A 15960-nucleotide genomic window follows, 5' to 3' on the forward strand; every position below is an offset into this window, starting at 1 on the left:
AACGACGACGGCCATCTCGTCGGTGGCCGAANTTAGTCGCACTGACGCTGGAAACAGCCATCAAGCGGACAGCCGACCAGCACAGATCAGCCTCCTCAAATGGCTACGTAGCATCATGGCGCGGTATCAATTAACGCCTCGCGGCCCAACAACATGAACGGGGAGCGAGTAATGTTGCTGGCTGTGATAATAGGGCAACCGCTATCTCGTGGTTGCGAGCAAAAGGCGCGGCTACTGCAACCAATGGCGGCCTGAAAAGCTTGCAGGGCCTATCGCCGTCAAAGAGGATTGACATTGAGCGCTTTCCTGCCTGTGCGGATTGCATTTATGAACCTCCAAACGACGACGGCCATCTCGTCGGTGGCCGAAGCCAGAGCGGCAATGAATGGCGAATGGAAGAACAAGAACTTGCATTCTTATCGACAGGCATTGCGTTTGCTGGAGGAGGCTCAGGCAGGAACCTGCCGGCAATCCGTCGCGTTTGCAGCCTTTGTCAAAGCCGCGAGAGATCAGGACATGGTTGGTCAGATCAGCCGAGTGAGGCGCTCAAGCGCCTAGACGTGCTGGCCATCCATGCCCAGGATCGCCAGTTGCCGCGCTCGGTTTGAGCGCGCGCCCTGCGACCCCGGAAGCCCGCGCCCCTCGGCAGAAAAGCGCGGGCCGACCAAGGTTATGCCGAACGTTGGCCAGCAGCCGGCCGCTGAAGCACCTGCCGCCTCTCCCGCCACCAATTTCTACAATGTTCTCAGATATCTAATGAGCTTGGGCGGAAGGTGGCTTGGTTTGTTATCCACGCAGCCATACCCGTTTGAGCGCCTAACGATCGAGTTCGCGGCGAATTTCCGCGCCGCCGTGTCAGCATCGGCGTGCTCAGGCTCTTGCCCTGCGGATCCCGCGCCAGCGACCGCATCACCTCGCCACCCAGCGGCAGATATCCGAACAGTTCGGCATGTCGCCGCGCGGCGTGCGCGCTAACAAAGGCTACAGGCTGTCCAGCGACGTAGCCGATGGAGGGCCGACACCGCGTATGGTTTGCCGGACTCGAACTCGATCCTGACGGAGTGATGGCCCCTGGCGTGCTCCTACTTGGCAAGGCGCGCGGCGTGCCATTTCAAATGGTCGTCCATGAAGGTCGAGATGAAATTATAGGAGTGATCGTAGCCTTCCTGCATGCGCAAGGTGAGCGCGATGCCGGACTTCTTGCAGACGTCTTCGAGAAGCCATGGCCGCAGGCCGTCCTTGAGGAAGCCATCGGCGGTGCCCTGATCGACCAGGAATTCGCCGAAGCGGTGCCCGTCTTCGATCAGCGCTGTTGCGTCGTAGGCGCGCCAGGATTTCTCGTCCTTGCCGAGATATTTTTCCAGAGCCGGTCGCGACCAGTCTGCCGTCATCGGCTGAACGATCGGCGCGAACGCCGAGCAACTTCTGAAGTGCTCGGAGTTCTTCAGCGCGATGGTCAGCGCGCCATGCCCGCCCATGGAGTGGCCAAAAATCGACTGGCGCTCCATGTCGGCGGGGAACTGGCTGGCGATCAGGGCCGGCAGCTCGTCGACGATATAAGAGTACATCCGGTAGTTCCCGGCGAATGGCTGCTGCGTCGCGTCGACATAGAAGCCGGCGCCCGAGCCGAACTGCCAATTATCCTTTTCGTCGGCCACGCCCTCGCCGCGTGGGCTTGTGTCCGGGCAGACCACGATCAGCCCGAGCTCGGCCGCCATGCCCCGGTATTCGCCCTTGTCCATGACATTGGCATGAGTGCAGGTGAGGCCCGACGATACCAAAGCACCGGCAGCGGCCCATCCTTGGCCTGCGGCGGCACGAAGACGGCAAAGGTCATGTCGCAGGCGCAGGCTTCGGAAGCGTGCGAATAAACACCTTGCACGCCGCCATGCGACTTGGACGTGGAAACAACTTTCATCAGCTCTGCCTTCTCGTCAAGAGATCCCGGCCCGGCATAGCGGCCGGATGCATCGCTCGCAACCGCGCGCCGCTAATCAGTCCCGGCGGCGTTATCGAGGTGCACCCTGATAACGCCGCCGGTAGACGCAAGGCTTTGGGACACGCTGACCTAGCCGGGAGGCTGGGGGCCAACGAAAAGCCAGACGTTTCGATGGCCGGCCATTCTAGGCCGGCAGGGCGCCGACTTCTTGGCCGTCCAGGTGGCGATGTAGTCCATCAGGCCCGGATTGAGGCAGTCATAAGGCTCCAGCCCGATCGTCCTCAGCCTGCCGCGTGAGCTTGTCGCCTCTCTCGGTGTCGGTGACATCGCCGGTGCCGGCGACCGCCGTCACCGAGGATACAGCACCTTCGGCTTCCAGCATTTTGGTGCAGCCGCAGGCGTGGTTGTGGGCGCTCAGGCGGTAGCAGCGAAGCCGGAACGGACGGTTCGAAGAGGGTGGGAAGGGCGGTAGCGCGATCTCGCTACCGAAACATCGCTAAATCTGACGATTGCCCTTAGTGCCTGATCATCCCGGCGTCGACATTCAACGTCTGGCCGGTGATCCAGCGGGCGTCCTCGCTGGCCAGGAACGACACGACATCGGCGATATGTTCGGGCTGGCCCTTGCCCTTCATCGCCTGCAGCATCTCGACGAAGCCGAACGCCTCGTTGTGCGGGCTCGCCTTGACGCCATCGCTCTCGATCAGGCCGGGTGTCACCGCATTGGCCGTGATGTTGTACTTGCCAAGCTCGGTGGCCAGCGCCCGGGTGAAGCCGATGACGCCTCCCTTGGCCGCGACATAGGCCGCCATGTTCGGCGTGCCGGCGAAGAAGGTGTTGGAGGCGATGCTGATCACGCGTCCGGCCTTTCCCGCCGCCCGCATCTGGTCGGTCGCCGCGCGGGTGACGATGAAGGTTCCCGTCAGGTTGACGTCGATGATCTTGCGCCAATGGTCGAGGTCGACATCGTCCCAGGCGACGAACGGCACGATGCTGGCATTGTTGACCACGATGTCGACGCCGCCGGTGAGCGACTGTATCTCGCCAAACAGCGCTTTCACCGAGGCCGGATCGGCGATATCGGCTGCAATCGCCTTCGCCTTGCCGCCGATTTCGGCGGCCGCGGCCTTGGCGCCCTTGGCATTGATGTCGCTGACGATGACAGTCGCGCCGTCGGCCGCCAGCCGCGCCGCGATCGCCTTGCCGATGCCCTGTGCCGCCCCCGTCACCAGCGCCGTCTTTCCCGCAAGCCGTTCAGTCATGAAATTTCTCCCTCGATGCGTAGTCTGTTGATGTCTGTTCAGGCGTCGGCGTCGATCACCGCCAGCGCCGCGTCTATGCCCTTGCCGACCGCAAGCTTCTGGCCAGCCGCGTTCATGGCGCCGCCAAGCGCCGTCAGCGCCGCGATCGCATAGATCGGCTGTGCCGTCGGGCCCATATGGCCGATGCGTGTAAGCTTCCCCAAAGTTTCGCCGCGACCCGACGAAAACACCACGCCGTAGCGGGCGCGCGCTGCCTGGCGAAGTGCTTTCTCGTCGACGCCATCGGGTGTGCGAACGGCCGTGGTGCTCGGCGAGGCGATTGCATCGCTGGCGGCCCAGATCGACAGGCCCATGGCGACGACGCCGGCCCGCATGGCCTTGGCCGTCAGTGCATGGCGCGCCCAAACCGCTTCCGGCCCCTCGTTGAGATAAAGATCGAGCGCCACATCGAGGCCGTTCACTTCGGCCACCGAGGGCGTGAAGGGGAATGGCTTGTCACGCGACCAGGCGTTCTCCCAGTCGACGATGCTCAGCATCGAGGCCCGGGGCGCCGCCTTGTTGGCCTTCATCTTGGCCCAGGCGCGGTCGCTGACGCCCATGATCGTAAGCGCCGGCGGCGCGCCAAGACATTTGCCCGGGCCGGTCACATAGATATCCGCCTTGCAGTCCTCCGGATGCGTCTTCATGCCACCGAAAGACGAGACGGCATCGACGATCAGGTAGCCGCCATGCGCCGACACCAGCGCGCCGATGGCATCGATCGGGTTGATCGTGCCCGACGGGGTGTCATGATGGCAGACGGAGACGACAGTGATTTCCGGATGCGCCTTCAGCATGGCGGCAACCGCCTGTGGGTCGATCGCCTCATTGTAGGGCACTTCGATTTCGAGGAGATGCGGTGAATAGCGCTTCGCCCAATAGCCGAACCCCTTGCCGTAGACGCCCGAGGCAAGGTTGAGCACGACGTCGTCCGATGTGATCAGCGACGCCGCCGCCGCCTCGAGACCCAGCACCGGCTCTCCGTGCAGGATGACCGGCTTGTTGGAAAGCCGCATCGCTTTTTGAGCCTTGTCGACGACCCTCTCGTAGAAGAGCTGGAAGGCCGGGTCATAGTCGTAGAGCACCGTGCGGCCGAGGCCCCGCAGCACCTCGGCATAGGCATTGACTGGCCCCGCCGTCAGCGTGAGGACCGGATCCGCGTGATCGGGATAGCGCATGGTCTTGGTCTCCGGGATTGGCGGCGATCAGCCGTAGAACTGTGTGCCGGTTTTGTAGGTCTTGAAGTTGTCCATGTCGTGCGAGTACATCAGCTCGGCGCCGTGATCCTCGGCAAGTTTCTTCACCCTGCGCATCGAATTGACGCCCGCGACCGGGTCGATATGGAAGGCCGCCTGGCAAAGCGTTTCCAGGCTCTTCTGCGTGTAGGCGGCGTCGATCGTGAACATGATCGGCTTGCGCTTGGGAAACTCGACCAGAAGGCTGTAATGACCGATCGAGTGGCCGGGGGTCGAGATCAGCCTGACCCCTTTGGCAAGCTCGACGTCGCCGTCTATCCCCTCGAAAGTTGAGTTGGCGCGTGTCGTGCCTTCCAGCAGCTGGGCGGTCGCGCCGCGCGCTTCGGCGGCCTCGGCCGAGAAGCTGAGGTCCGAATAGCCGAGATGTTCGAAGGGCTGCGGATTGCAGGCCTGCGGCACCTCCGAACGGTGGCAGATCTTCTTGGCATGCGGAAAATACTTGTTGCCGCCGCAATGGTCGAAATGGAAGTGCGAGTTGACGACGACGTCAATGTCCTTCGGCTCCAGCCCGAGCAGCGCCAGCGCGCCGGGAATGGTCTGGTGCTTTTCCTGGATCGGCTTCTCGAAGGGCAGCACCTTCATGACGTGGTCGTAGTCATAGCCGGTATCGATGAGGAAGCGGCCCTCGGCATGCTCGATCAGGATCGAATAGACAGGGAAGCGCACTTCGCCGCCTGGGCCGCGGTTCCAGAACACATGATAGCCGTCGAGGACAAGCGAGCCGCCGTCGAGCAGGTAGACCTTGGTATCCGACATTGTTGCCTCCTTTTTCCGGCGCGGGTTCATCCGCGCGTCTGGTTTTTCTCAGCGCGCGCCGCGCTCGTATGGAATGCCCAGTGCCGCAGGCAGGCTGGCTCGCCGCCCGAACAGCACCAGCATGATCATCACCGCCAGGAAGGGCAGCATCTGGATGACATCGGTCGGTATGTTGATGCCGGCCACCTGCATGGCCGTCGTCAGCGACAGGCACACGCCGAACAGAAGAGCGCCGAACAGCACCCAGATCGGCCGTCCCCGCGCCAGCATGGCCAGCACGATGCCGAGGAAGCCGGCGCCGTTGGTGATGAACGGAATGAACAGGCCAGCTCCGACATTGGCGAGATAGGCGCCGCCAAGCCCAGCCAGCGCGCCGGTCGTCAGCACGGCGGTGGTGCGTGTCCTGATGACGTCGATGCCGGCGACATCGAGGGCGGCCGGCTTGTCGCCCGCTGCCTGCAGATTGAGACCGAGCTGCGTGCGGCGGTAAAGGTAGCTCATGGCGAACACCAGGGCGACCGCCAGGTAGACGATCAGGTGATGCCTGAACAAGGCCGGGCCGATCACCGGAATGTCGGACAGCAGCGGAATGACGGTTGCGTCCGCCGCCGGCAGGCGGGGATAGCTGCGCGAGAACTGGAAATGATGGAGCAGCGCCGTCAGGCCTTCGAGACCAAGCGTCAGCGCGATGCCGATGACGATCTGGTTCAGCCCGATGCGCACGCAAAGCAGCGCCATGATCAGCGCTACCGCGATGCCACCCGCAGCGCCAGTGAGGAAGCCCAGCCACAGCGATCCCGAATAGAACGCGCCGACGAAGCCGAGATAGGCGCCGGCCAGCATCATGCCCTCGATGCCGATGTTGAGCACGCCGGCCTTTTCCGACATCTGCTCGCCAAGCCCGGCAAGCAGCAGCGGGATAGCGGCCGTGACGGCGCCAAACAGCAATGCGCTGAGAAAGACTTCGCTGAAGAGCCCGGTCATGCCCTAAGCCTTTCTCGACTGATGATAGCGGTGATCGACATATTCGGCCAAGGCGAGCACGATCAGCACGATGGAGACCAGCACCAGCGTGAAGTGATTGGGCACGCCAAGCCGCCGCGCCGCGCTCTCGCCGCCGATCGACAGCACGGAAAGCAGAAACACGAAGCCAATCGCGGCAAAGCCGTTCATGCGGGCGAGAAACACGGCCGGAATGACCGCCAGCCCATAGGCCGGATTCCAGTCGGCGCGAACATTGCCTTGCACGCCGATGATGTCGACGGCGCCGGCAAGGCCGGCGAGCCCGGCGGAAATGGCAAAGACGGCAATCGTCAGGCCGGGCACGCCCAGCCCCGCATGAACCGCGGCGCGCGGATTGGCGCCAACGATCCGCAATTTCAGCCCAAATGCCGTTCGCGTCATCACCAGGTGCACGATGATGATTGCCGCCAGGCCGAGCAGCAGGCCACTGGTAATGGTGGTTTCGAACAGGCGCGGAAGCCGGTCTTCCACCGGCAGCGTGCGGGTCTGCGGCACGGTCGTGCCGGGATCGCGAAACACCAGCTTGACCAGCACGTTGGCGAGCGACGTGCCGAGGAACGTCATCATCAGCGTGGTGATGATCTCGTTGACACCCTGATAGGCGCGCAGCAGCGCCGGCACCAGCGACCAGATCATGGCGACCACCATTGCGATCAGGAACGCGCAGAACAACGCCAGCCAGGCTGGCATGACCTGCACCAGCACCGGAGCACTGGCCGCCGCCGTGACCGCGCCGAGCAGGAACTGGCCGTCCCCGCCGAGATTCCACATGCCCGCACGGAAGGCCACGATCAGGCCGGCGGCGAGAAACAGCAGTGGCGCCATGCGCGTCAGCGTCTGCTGGATGCCGAGCGGCGAGAACAGGCCTTTTTCCAGCACGTAGCCATAGTAAGCGAGCGGGTCGACACCGACGGCAAGCAGGATGCAGCCGGCGATGACGAGAGCGGCAAGGATCGGCCCAAGCGTCATCAGCAGCCGGCGCACTATGTCTCGCCGCGTGGCGGCGGCGCTTGTGGCATCGAGTGCGGTGGCGCCGCCGGTGGGTGCTGTGTCGATGCTCATGCGGCAAGTCCGATCATCAGGCGGCCGACCCTGGTACGGACGTCGTCGGCATTCGCCACGGCGCCGACCAGCGCGCCATTGGCGATGACGGCGATACGGTCGCACATGCTGAGCAGTTCCTCGAGGTCGGTGGAGATCAAGAGTACGGCGAGGCCCCGCGCCGCCGTGTCGCGGATGCGCTGGCGCGAAGCCAGTGTGTTGGCAAGATCGAGCCCATAGGTCGGCTTGTTGAAGATCACCACCTTCGCGCCTTCAGCCAGTTCCCGCGCCAGCAGCACCTTCTGGATATTGCCGCCGGAGAGCCGCGCAACGGGCGTCTTCAAGCTTGGCGTGCGCACATCGTATTCGCGCACGAGCTCGGCGGCACGCCTGTCGATCTCGGCGCGCTGCTCGACGCCGCTGCGCCAGAAGGGCGCCGCCCCGACCTGCTTGAGGAAGAAGTTGATGGAGACCGGGAACGTGCCGACGGTGCCCTCGCCCAGCCGGTCGTCGGTCAGGTAGCGAAGGCCGCGCTGGCGGCGTTCGCCGACACTCAGCGCTTCGATGGCGATGCCCTCCAGCCGGACCGAGCCGCTGGTCGCCGCCCGTTGACCGGCCAAGGCTTCCGCCAGTTGTTTCTGGCCGTTGCCATCAATTCCCGCGATGCCGAGTATCTCGCCCGGGCGAATGTCGAAGGAGATCGACGACAGGCCGGGTGCATTGTCGGTCGGCGCGACCGTAAGATCCGCGACCTGAAGCAGAGGCGCGGCACTGGCATCGACCGCGCGGGGCGGACGTTCGACCGCTTCGGGATCGTCCTCCTGCTTGCCGAACATCAACTCCACGATCTCGGAAATGATCTCCTGCTCGTCGTGTGCGCGAAACCGCTCGGGCGGGATCTCGCCCACCTTGCGACCGAGCTTGAGAACCGAGATGCGGTCGCCGAAAGCGGCCGCCTCCTTGAGCTTATGGGTGATGAAGACGATAGCCAAACCCTGTTCGACGAGGCGGCGCATCAGCGCGCCAAGTTCCTCGATCCCCTTCGGCGTCAGCATCGAGGTGGATTCGTCGAGGATCAGCAGTCGGCTGTTGCGCACCATGGCGCGCAGGATTTCGACCTGCTGCTGCTCACCCAGCGAAAGTTCCGAAACCTTGGCATGCAGTTTTACCGTGATGCCGAGGCTGCTGGTGATCTCGGCGACGCGGGCCGCAAGCTCTTCGGTCCTGGGGCGCTGCCACCAGGGCCCGCCAAGAAGCAGGTTCTCGGCGACCGTCAGGGTGGGCACCAGCATCATGTGCTGGAACACCGTTCCGATGCCAAGCGCCAGCGCATGGCGCGGCGACGTGATCGGCGTCGGTTTGCCGTCGACAAGGATGCGCCCCTCGTCCGGCTGCTGCAGGCCAGACAGCATGCCGATCAAGGTGGATTTTCCCGCGCCGTTCTCACCGAGCAGCACATGCACCTCGCCAGGGCGGATCGACAGGTCGATGCTGTCGTTGGCGATAATGCCGGGAAAGCGTTTGGTCACGCCTTCAAGCGCGACGATGTCGCGGCTGTCGAGGGACGATGAAGAACGACTGCTCATGAAAGCCCAGCACTGGAAACGGGAATGGTCCGGAGGGGCGGACCGATCGCCCCTCCGGCAGTCGACTTCTGATCGCCCTACTGGGCGACGCTTGTCATCAGCGCCCTGACGGCGGCAGCGTCAAAGACTGGCTCGACCTTGATCTTGCCGGAGATGACGTCCTCGCGCAGCGCCTGGATTTCGCTCCAGACCTTGTCGGGGATGGCGGCGGTCTTCAGGAGCTGCACGGAATCGTCCTTGAGGCCGATCGAATAATGCTTGGTACCGAACGTGTCGGCCTTCAGGTCGGCGATCATCGCCGCGTAGACCGGTTCGATGTTCCACACCACCGACGACAGCAGGAAGCCCTTGTCGATTGGCGACTTGTCGCCGATGACGTCGATGAAATAGACCTTGCCGCCATCCGCTGCCTTGGTCGTCTCCACCGCCTGCAGCATGCCGAAGCTGGAGCCGTTGCCCTGGCCGAAAATGATGTCGGCGCCCGAGGCGATAACGCTTTCGGTGACGCGCTTGCCGCCGGCCGCGTCGCTGTAGGCGGCCGGCCCGATCACCGCATAGGTGATCTTGACGTCCGGGTTCTCCGCCTTCACCCCTTGCGCGAAAGCCGCTGACTGCGAGTTCCACGATGGCGGTTCGCCGGAGACGACGATGCCGACCGACTTCGAGCGCGACATCTTGGCGGCGAGACGGCCGGCCAGATAGGCACCCTGGTGACCGCTCAGCGTGTAGTCGGCGATGAGGCCTTTCTCCAACCCGTTCGGCGTGTCGACGATCGCTACCGGAACCTTCAGTTCCTTGGCGATCTCGGGCGCCGAGGTGTTGTAGCCGCTGGCATGCGCGATCAGCAGGCTGGCGCCGTCGGATGCGAGTTCGCGCAGCGTCGGACGGACATCGCCATAGCCGAGGCCCTGGGCCACGACCACCTCGACGCCGGCTGCCTTGCCGGCTGCTTTTGCAGCATCGATGCCTTGCTGGTTCCAGCCATAGTCGGTGCCTTCTTCAGGCGTGAGGATGGCGATCGACTTGACTTCGCCGGCAAGCGCGCCGCCCATCAAGATACCAGACAGTATTAATGCACTTACGCTGCTCTTCAGGATCTTTAACATGTTACCCTCTCTGTTTGCTTTTCCAATCAATATTTTTATTGTTATTGCGCACGAGCGAGATAGACTGCCTGAGAAAACTACCCATGGAGCTCAGGCAAAGTGAAAATCCGTTACGTTCTCCCCGTGATGTTGGCGTTCACATCGCTTGCCAACGCGGTTGAGTTGCACCAGGTGATCGTCCGCAAGGGCACCGATGGGCTCGACATGGTGCCGTTGACGATTTCGAATGCCGGCCAGGAAGGCGTGTCCTGCAACGCCGATTTTGCCCACTGGTATTCAGAAGGGATCGCCACGATAGAGCCGGGCATGAGCGCTTGCCTCGAACTCTGGTTCGATCCCAAGACCGGCACCTTCACCATTCTCAACGTCAAGCGCGAAAACCTGCCGGTCGAGCGCCTGTGGTGTGGCCTGGCGGGTCGCGCATATGCCACGCGCGTGCAGATCGCGCTCGACCGAACCGACGCCGCCAAAGGCGAGCGCGAGGTGTCCTGCGGCATGGAGCAGGACAGCCTGGCATGCCGGTAGGGGCTCATTGATCGGTCGGTCCGCGCCATCGTGCCCTATTCCTTCGCCAGGAACTTGTCGGTGAAGACATCGTCGGCCGACAGCGCCGCTTTGAGCACGCCCTGGTCGGTGAGCGTCTTCAGCGTTTCCTCCCACTGCGTCTTCGTCATCCAGCCGAGGCCATGGTCCTTGGTGTCGGGGCTGGTGAAGGTGGAGGCGATATCGGCGTTGATCTGCGCCAGCAGCACATCTTTCTTGTCGGCATAGCCTGGAGCAGCCTTTGCCGTGATCTCGGCGGCTTCTTCCGGATGGGCGACGACATAGTCGAAGGCTTCCCTGTAAGCCTTGACGAAACGCGCAACGACGTCCGGCTTGTCCTTGATGATTGTCTCCGAGGTGAACAGGCCGGAGCCATAAGCCTTCCAGCCATGGTCGGCGCCCATCATGATGCTGAGCGAACCGGGACCACCCGCCTTGGCCTCCAGTTCGGGAACCTCGGCGTCGACATAGCCGACCACCGTCTGGACCCGGCCGAGAAGCAGATAGCTTTCATAGGGCGGCGAGACACTGTTCAGCGTCATGTCCTTTTCGGTCAGGCCGTTAGCCGCCAGGAAACCCTTGAAGAAGATGTAGGTCGAGCCAGCTGGATGAATGCCGATGGTCAGGCCCTTGAGATCGGCCGGCTTGGTGAGTTTCACCGTCTTGGCGAGCGACATGATTGCCAGCGGCGAGTGCTGGTTGACGGCGGCCAACGCCACCACCGGAACGCTCTGCGAGCGGGCCACGGCGAGCGTGGGAAGATCGCCGAAACCGAAATCCGCGTTCCCGTTGCCCACCAGCCGCATGGCATCCGGCGAGCCCGAACCCTTGCGGATTTCGGCGACGTCGATGTCGTTCTTGGCGAAGAAGCCTTTTTCCTTGCCGACGAAGAACATGGCGTGGTTGCCGCGCACCACCCAATCGAGCTGGACGGTGACCTTGTCAGCCGCCAGCGCCGCGTTCGAGAAGCCAAGCGCGCCGGCAAAGGCCGCGAGCGTGGCTACCTTGATAAGTGAGCGTCTCAGCATTTTTGTTCCCTTTTATTGACGATGGTTGATCGAGAGGCCTAGGCCTGGCTGAATTTCGGTGCCCATGGCACCACGATGCGTTCGAGGATTTCGGCGGCGTAGTAGAAGGCGATGCCAAGCACGGAGACGAGCAGCAGCGCCGCGAAGACCAGCGCGGTGTCGAGTTGGGTCGAGGCGAACTGGATGACGTAGCCCAAGCCGTCCGAGGCGCCGGCGAATTCGCCGACAATGGCGCCGATCACGCTCAGCGTGGCCGCGATCTTGGTTCCCGCCATCAGGTTGGGCAGCGAATGCGGGACGCGGATCCTGAACAGGATCTGCGTCGGGCTGGCGCCGACCGAATTCATCAGCGACAGCAGCGAACGGTCAACCGACTGCATGCCCGCCAGCATCGACAATGTCACCGGGAAGAAGGCAATGACCAGGATCAGCCCGATCTTGGGCGCGAGCCCATAGCCGAACCAGAGAATGAAGATCGGCGCGAGCGCCACCTTCGGCACGTTTTGGAACAGCACCACCAGCGGATAAAGCGCTCGCCCCAGCCAGTCGAAGCGCACGATGACCAGCGCAATGGCGACGCCGACCACGACGGAGACAAGGAACCCGAACAGGATCTCGCCGGCCGTCACCAGTGTCGCCTGCATCAGCGTAGCCCATTGCGCGACCAGCGATTGCGCGATCTCCGACGGGGCGGGAATGATGAAGGCGGAGATAGCGAAAATCCGCACCACGGCCTCCCATACGACGATCGTCGCCAGCAAAAGTATGACCGCCGGCAGCCAGCTCCCGGTCGCGGCCACCCAGCCGGGGGCGCGCCGCGAGTCGGAGGGGTGGGTGAGGGGTTGATCGCTCATGACGCGCCTCCAGGTTGGTGGCTGGCGCGCAGCATCGTGCGCAGTTGAACCACCAGCCTGACGAACTCCGGATCTTCCGTCACCGACAGATCGCGCGGATAGGGCAGTCCAATGTCGAGGGTTTCGGTGATCCGGCCTGGCTTGATCCCCAGCACATGAACATGGCGAGACAGGTGAATGGCCTCGTCGATGGAGTGGGTGACAAGAACGATGGTCTTGCCGGTGCGCTGCCAGATCTCCAGCAGCGACTGACCCATCTGGTCGCGGGTGATGGCGTCGAGCGCGCCGAACGGTTCGTCCATCAGCAGCACCGCCGGATCGAGCGCCAGCGCCCGCGCGATCGCGACGCGCTGGCGCATGCCGCCCGACAATTCGTTTGGTCGCTTGTGGGCGCTGTCTCCCAGGCCCACCAGCTCAAGCATCTCCTGGCCGCGCGCCCGTAGTTGCGCGCGCGAAAGCGACTTGTCGGCGATTCCGAGCAGCATGGAAGCGTTGTCGACAGCGTTCTTCCACGGCAAAAGGTTGGCGTCCTGGAAGACGAGGCCGATCATGCGCTTGCGCGCCGCCTCGACCGGCGCAAGCCCGGCGATCGAAACGCTGCCGCTTGTCGGAGTTACAAGTCCGGCCAGCACCTTGAGCAAGGTGCTCTTGCCACAACCGGAAGGCCCAATGAGAGAAAGAAACGAGCCCTTCGGTACCGAAAGATCGATGTTCTCAAGCACCAATTGCCTGGCCATGACAACCGAAACGCCTTTGGCGGAGATCAGGTCGTCGTGACGTATATGGGCCGGCCGGCCGCCGGCTGCCCGGATGGTTTCAACACGCATGGCTTGGCCCTCCATGCGGCGCCCCAGCCCGACCGGCCTTGTGAGCACGATGTGCCATGGCTACTCCCGGCCCTCCAGGATGCGCCGCACCGCGACGAGCTTGCGCGCCCGTTCGCCTTGCAGCGCCTTTGTCTGCTCGGGCGTGTAGGAGAACATGCCCTCCCCCGACTTGATGCCGAGCTTCGACGCGTTCGTCTTTTCCAACACCATCGGCGCGACATCGTCGCGATTGGAGAGATCGGCGTTGAGGAAGGACGAGACGGACTTGTAGATATCGAGGCCCGCCATATCGAGCAGCGCCATCGGCCCGATCACGGCGATCTTGTAGCCGATGCCCCAGGACACGCAGGTGTCGAGATCTTCCGGCTCGATGACACCGCGCTCGACAAGGTCGACCGCTTCGCGCAGCAGCGCATAGAGCACGCGGTTTTCGACGAAGCCCGGAACATCCTTCTTCACCACCACCGGCAAGAGGCCGATCGAGCGGATCAGGTCGCGAATCGTCGTCACGATATGCGGCGCGGTCTTTTCACCGGCGATCACCTCGATCATCGGGATGATATGCGGCGGGTTCGACCAGTGCATGCCCACCATCCGCTCGGGATGGGAGATGTGCGCCTGCAGCTTGGTGATCGGGATGCCCGACGTGTCGGACGCCACGATCGTGTCCGATGCGATCAGGCTGTCGATCGTGCGATAGACATCGGCCTTGATCGAAATGTTTTCAGGAACGTTCTCGATGACGAGGTCGGCGCCCGATACCGCGTCTGCAATGTCATCCGTGAAGCGGACCGTTCCGGCGCCGGCCGGAGGCACCGCGATACCCAGGGCGTCGAGAACGCCCTCGGCCACGCCCAGCATGGACCCCGCGCGCTCGATCGCGCCCGGGGCAACATCGTAGGCGACGACCTGCAGGCCGCCCCTGGCGAGCCGAGCGGCCATGCCAGGCCCCATCGTACCCAGACCGATGATGGCGATACGCTGGATCATTATGCTGCCCTGCTTTGCGTTGCTGCTTTTGATGCCGCGATGAGATCGGCCGCTTTCTCGGCGATCATGATCACCGCCGCATTGATGTTTCCGCAGACCAGGTCGGGCATGACGGAAGCGTCCACCACCCTCAGGCCCTCGACGCCGCGAAGCCGCAATTGCGGATCGACGACCGAGGCCGCGTCGGCGCCCATCCGGCAGGTTCCCGCCGGGTGATGCACGGTGATGGAGGTCTTGCGGATATGCTCATCGATCTCGTCGTCGCTCTGGCACTTCGGGCCAGGGAAAAACTCCGCCTCGATGAAGGGCTGCATGGAGGGCTGCGACGCGAGGTCCCTCGCCACTCGGAAGCCGGCCCGAAGCGACTCCCAATCCTTCGGCGAGGCGAGGAAATTCTGGTGGATCAACGGCGCCGCGAGAGGATCGGCCGAGGCCAATTTCACCGCGCCCCGGCTTTCAGGCTGTGTCGCCACGATCCGTGTGGCGAACCCGTCCGGAAATGGCGCCTTGAACGGCTCGAAATACGGCCACGCGGCGAGCGGGGCGGCCGTGAACAGCAGTTGCACATCCGGCAACGGACGCTCCGGGCCGCTTTTCAGGAACGCGACCACCCCGCCTGGCACATCTCCCGAGAACCCTCGTCCCGTGAAGTAGGTCTTGGCGAAATCGAACCCGATCCGATCGGCACGCATGTTGCGAAGGAAAGGGCCGACCGGCCCGCGGCGCCGGTACATGAGGATGACCGAGACGTGATCCTGCAGGTTCTTGCCGACAGCCGGCAGGTTAACCCGCGTCTGGATACCGTGCGCCGCGAGTTCCTCTGGCGCCCCTATGCCGGACAGCATCAGAAGTTGCGGCGTGTTGACGACGCCGCCCGAGAGCAGGACTTCCTTGCGGGCGACGACCGACCGTTGGCCGCCGCCATGGTTCACAACCACCCCGGCGGCGCGCGTGCCCTCCAGCGTGATCTTTGTCGCCATCGCTCCGGTCAGGACAGTCAAATTGGGCCGCTTCAGGGCCGGCCGCAGATAAGCGGACGCGGTCGAGCTGCGCCGACCGTTCGAGATCGTCATCTGGAGGCGGCCGAAACCTTCCTGTCGCTCACCATTGTAGTCGTCCGTCTGTGGATATCCTGCCTGCACGCTCGCTTGCGCAAAGGCGTCGATCAGCGGGTCCTTGTAACGGCAGAACTGGGTGCTGACCGGGCCAGTGCCGCCGCGAAAGTGGTTCGCGCCTCCTTCCCAGCTTTCCTGCTTGCGGAAATAGGGCAGGACCATGTCGTATGACCAATCACGGAGCCCACTGGCCGCCCAACGGTCGTAATCGCCGCGATTTCCCCGCACATAGGCCATGGCGTTGGTCGATGAAGACCCGCCGATCACCTTGCCGCGGGCGCACTCGACCCTGCGTCCGCCGACATTGTCTTCCGGTTCGCAGAAATACATCCAGTCGTGGCGGCGCTCGGTCAGGATCTTGCCCCAGCCAAGCGGTATGTGGATCATGGGGTCGCGATCCCAGCCGCCGGCCTCGAGCAGCAGCACCGAACATCCGGGGTCGGCGCTCAGCCGGTTGGCGAGCACGCAACCGGCCGATCCGGCGCCAACGATGATGTAGTCGTAACTTTCCGTGTGCGGCATGGTGCGTTTCATTGCCTTGGTCCGGCGCTCCTGCGCCAGGGAACTATTGAAGCCGAGCCTGGACCATCCCGGC

The 15960-nt window shown here is 63.5% G+C and carries 14 protein-coding genes and 2 pseudogenes; 2 read left to right on the forward strand and 14 right to left on the reverse strand.

Features of this window, described 5'->3' with window-relative positions; genetic code table 11:
* The first annotated feature begins 294 nt into the window (after positions 1 to 294).
* Positions 295 to 558, forward strand: a complete 264-nt coding sequence (locus tag X742_RS164985) for a DUF982 domain-containing protein (protein WP_156939343.1) — start codon at positions 295 to 297, stop codon at positions 556 to 558.
* A 524-nt stretch (positions 559 to 1082) separates the two neighbouring features.
* On the opposite strand, the pseudogene fghA reads toward X742_RS164985, so the two are convergent.
* From fghA to X742_RS164950, 9 genes and pseudogenes are all read right to left on the reverse strand, one after another.
* A pseudogene (gene fghA, locus X742_RS01000000169625) lies at positions 1083 to 1918 on the reverse strand (S-formylglutathione hydrolase).
* Between the two features lie 150 nt (positions 1919 to 2068).
* A pseudogene (locus tag X742_RS1000000172070) lies at positions 2069 to 2351 on the reverse strand (hypothetical protein); the annotation flags it as partial.
* A gap of 103 nt (positions 2352 to 2454) precedes the next feature.
* The gene (locus tag X742_RS164980; protein WP_023770375.1) at positions 2455 to 3201 is read right to left on the reverse strand and encodes an SDR family NAD(P)-dependent oxidoreductase; all 747 of its coding nucleotides are present in this window, start codon (positions 3199 to 3201) and stop codon (positions 2455 to 2457) included.
* 38 nt (positions 3202 to 3239) lie between these two features.
* Positions 3240 to 4418 carry an alanine--glyoxylate aminotransferase family protein gene (locus X742_RS164975; RefSeq protein WP_023770376.1) on the reverse strand — a complete coding sequence of 393 codons (1179 nt, stop codon included), beginning with the start codon at positions 4416 to 4418 and terminating at the stop codon, positions 3240 to 3242.
* A 27-nt stretch (positions 4419 to 4445) separates the two neighbouring features.
* Positions 4446 to 5252, reverse strand: a complete 807-nt coding sequence (locus X742_RS164970) for a 4-pyridoxolactonase (protein WP_023770377.1) — start codon at positions 5250 to 5252, stop codon at positions 4446 to 4448.
* Between the two features lie 48 nt (positions 5253 to 5300).
* Positions 5301 to 6236 (reverse strand): ABC transporter permease, encoded by a 936-nt coding sequence (locus X742_RS164965; protein WP_023770378.1) that lies wholly within the window; start codon positions 6234 to 6236, stop codon positions 5301 to 5303.
* A 3-nt stretch (positions 6237 to 6239) separates the two neighbouring features.
* Positions 6240 to 7337 (reverse strand): ABC transporter permease, encoded by a 1098-nt coding sequence (locus X742_RS164960; protein WP_023770379.1) that lies wholly within the window; start codon positions 7335 to 7337, stop codon positions 6240 to 6242.
* Positions 7334 to 8902: an ABC transporter ATP-binding protein gene (locus X742_RS164955; protein WP_023770380.1), complete on the reverse strand. Its 1569-nt coding sequence runs from the start codon at positions 8900 to 8902 to the stop codon at positions 7334 to 7336. The genes X742_RS164960 and X742_RS164955 overlap by 4 nt, the downstream gene beginning before the upstream one ends.
* Positions 8903 to 8979: 77 nt before the next feature.
* Positions 8980 to 10008 (reverse strand): BMP family protein, encoded by a 1029-nt coding sequence (locus X742_RS164950; RefSeq protein WP_031247661.1) that lies wholly within the window; start codon positions 10006 to 10008, stop codon positions 8980 to 8982.
* A 99-nt stretch (positions 10009 to 10107) separates the two neighbouring features.
* Here X742_RS164950 and X742_RS164945 point away from each other — a divergent pair, with 99 nt between their 5' ends.
* Positions 10108 to 10533 carry a hypothetical protein gene (locus tag X742_RS164945; protein ID WP_023770382.1) on the forward strand — a complete coding sequence of 142 codons (426 nt, stop codon included), beginning with the start codon at positions 10108 to 10110 and terminating at the stop codon, positions 10531 to 10533.
* Positions 10534 to 10568: 35 nt separating this feature from the next.
* On the opposite strand, the gene X742_RS164940 is transcribed toward X742_RS164945, so the two are convergent.
* The 5 genes from X742_RS164940 to X742_RS164920 are packed head-to-tail and all read right to left on the reverse strand — an operon-like array spanning position 10569 to position 15887.
* Positions 10569 to 11579, reverse strand: a complete 1011-nt coding sequence (locus X742_RS164940; protein ID WP_023770383.1) for an ABC transporter substrate-binding protein — start codon at positions 11577 to 11579, stop codon at positions 10569 to 10571.
* 38 nt (positions 11580 to 11617) lie between these two features.
* Positions 11618 to 12433 (reverse strand): ABC transporter permease, encoded by an 816-nt coding sequence (locus X742_RS164935; RefSeq protein WP_023770384.1) that lies wholly within the window; start codon positions 12431 to 12433, stop codon positions 11618 to 11620.
* A complete protein-coding gene (locus tag X742_RS164930; protein WP_023770385.1) occupies positions 12430 to 13260 on the reverse strand; it encodes an ABC transporter ATP-binding protein in 831 nt (276 codons plus the stop codon). Before X742_RS164930 ends, X742_RS164935 begins: the two co-directional genes overlap by 4 nt.
* A 60-nt stretch (positions 13261 to 13320) precedes the next feature.
* The gene (fhmpcd1, locus tag X742_RS164925) at positions 13321 to 14250 is read right to left on the reverse strand and encodes a 5-formyl-3-hydroxy-2-methylpyridine 4-carboxylate 5-dehydrogenase (RefSeq protein WP_023770386.1); all 930 of its coding nucleotides are present in this window, start codon (positions 14248 to 14250) and stop codon (positions 13321 to 13323) included.
* Complete coding sequence (locus tag X742_RS164920; RefSeq protein WP_023770387.1) at positions 14250 to 15887, reverse strand: choline dehydrogenase; 1638 nt, start codon at positions 15885 to 15887, stop codon at positions 14250 to 14252. The genes fhmpcd1 and X742_RS164920 overlap by 1 nt, the downstream gene beginning before the upstream one ends.
* Positions 15888 to 15960 lie beyond the last annotated feature (73 nt).

Source organism: Mesorhizobium sp. LNHC229A00 (assembly GCF_000502415.1).
In the GTDB taxonomy this organism is placed as follows: domain Bacteria; phylum Pseudomonadota; class Alphaproteobacteria; order Rhizobiales; family Rhizobiaceae; genus Mesorhizobium.

Bases quoted from the DNA above. Each gene is read 5' to 3' on its own strand.
- X742_RS164935 (WP_023770384.1), bottom strand. From the start codon at position 12,433: ATGAGCGATCAACCCCTCACCCACCCCTCCGACTCGCGGCGCGCCCCC.
- X742_RS164940 (WP_023770383.1), bottom strand. From the start codon at position 11,579: ATGCTGAGACGCTCACTTATCAAGGTAGCCACGCTCGCGGCCTTTGCC.
- X742_RS164980 (WP_023770375.1), bottom strand. From the start codon at position 3,201: ATGACTGAACGGCTTGCGGGAAAGACGGCGCTGGTGACGGGGGCGGCA.
- X742_RS164930 (WP_023770385.1), bottom strand. From the start codon at position 13,260: ATGCGTGTTGAAACCATCCGGGCAGCCGGCGGCCGGCCGGCCCATATA.
- fhmpcd1 (WP_023770386.1), bottom strand. From the start codon at position 14,250: ATGATCCAGCGTATCGCCATCATCGGTCTGGGTACGATGGGGCCTGGC.
- X742_RS164950 (WP_031247661.1), bottom strand. From the start codon at position 10,008: ATGTTAAAGATCCTGAAGAGCAGCGTAAGTGCATTAATACTGTCTGGT.
- X742_RS164920 (WP_023770387.1), bottom strand. From the start codon at position 15,887: ATGCCGCACACGGAAAGTTACGACTACATCATCGTTGGCGCCGGATCG.
- X742_RS164975 (WP_023770376.1), bottom strand. From the start codon at position 4,418: ATGCGCTATCCCGATCACGCGGATCCGGTCCTCACGCTGACGGCGGGG.
- X742_RS164960 (WP_023770379.1), bottom strand. From the start codon at position 7,337: ATGAGCATCGACACAGCACCCACCGGCGGCGCCACCGCACTCGATGCC.
- X742_RS164970 (WP_023770377.1), bottom strand. From the start codon at position 5,252: ATGTCGGATACCAAGGTCTACCTGCTCGACGGCGGCTCGCTTGTCCTC.
- X742_RS164955 (WP_023770380.1), bottom strand. From the start codon at position 8,902: ATGAGCAGTCGTTCTTCATCGTCCCTCGACAGCCGCGACATCGTCGCG.
- X742_RS164965 (WP_023770378.1), bottom strand. From the start codon at position 6,236: ATGACCGGGCTCTTCAGCGAAGTCTTTCTCAGCGCATTGCTGTTTGGC.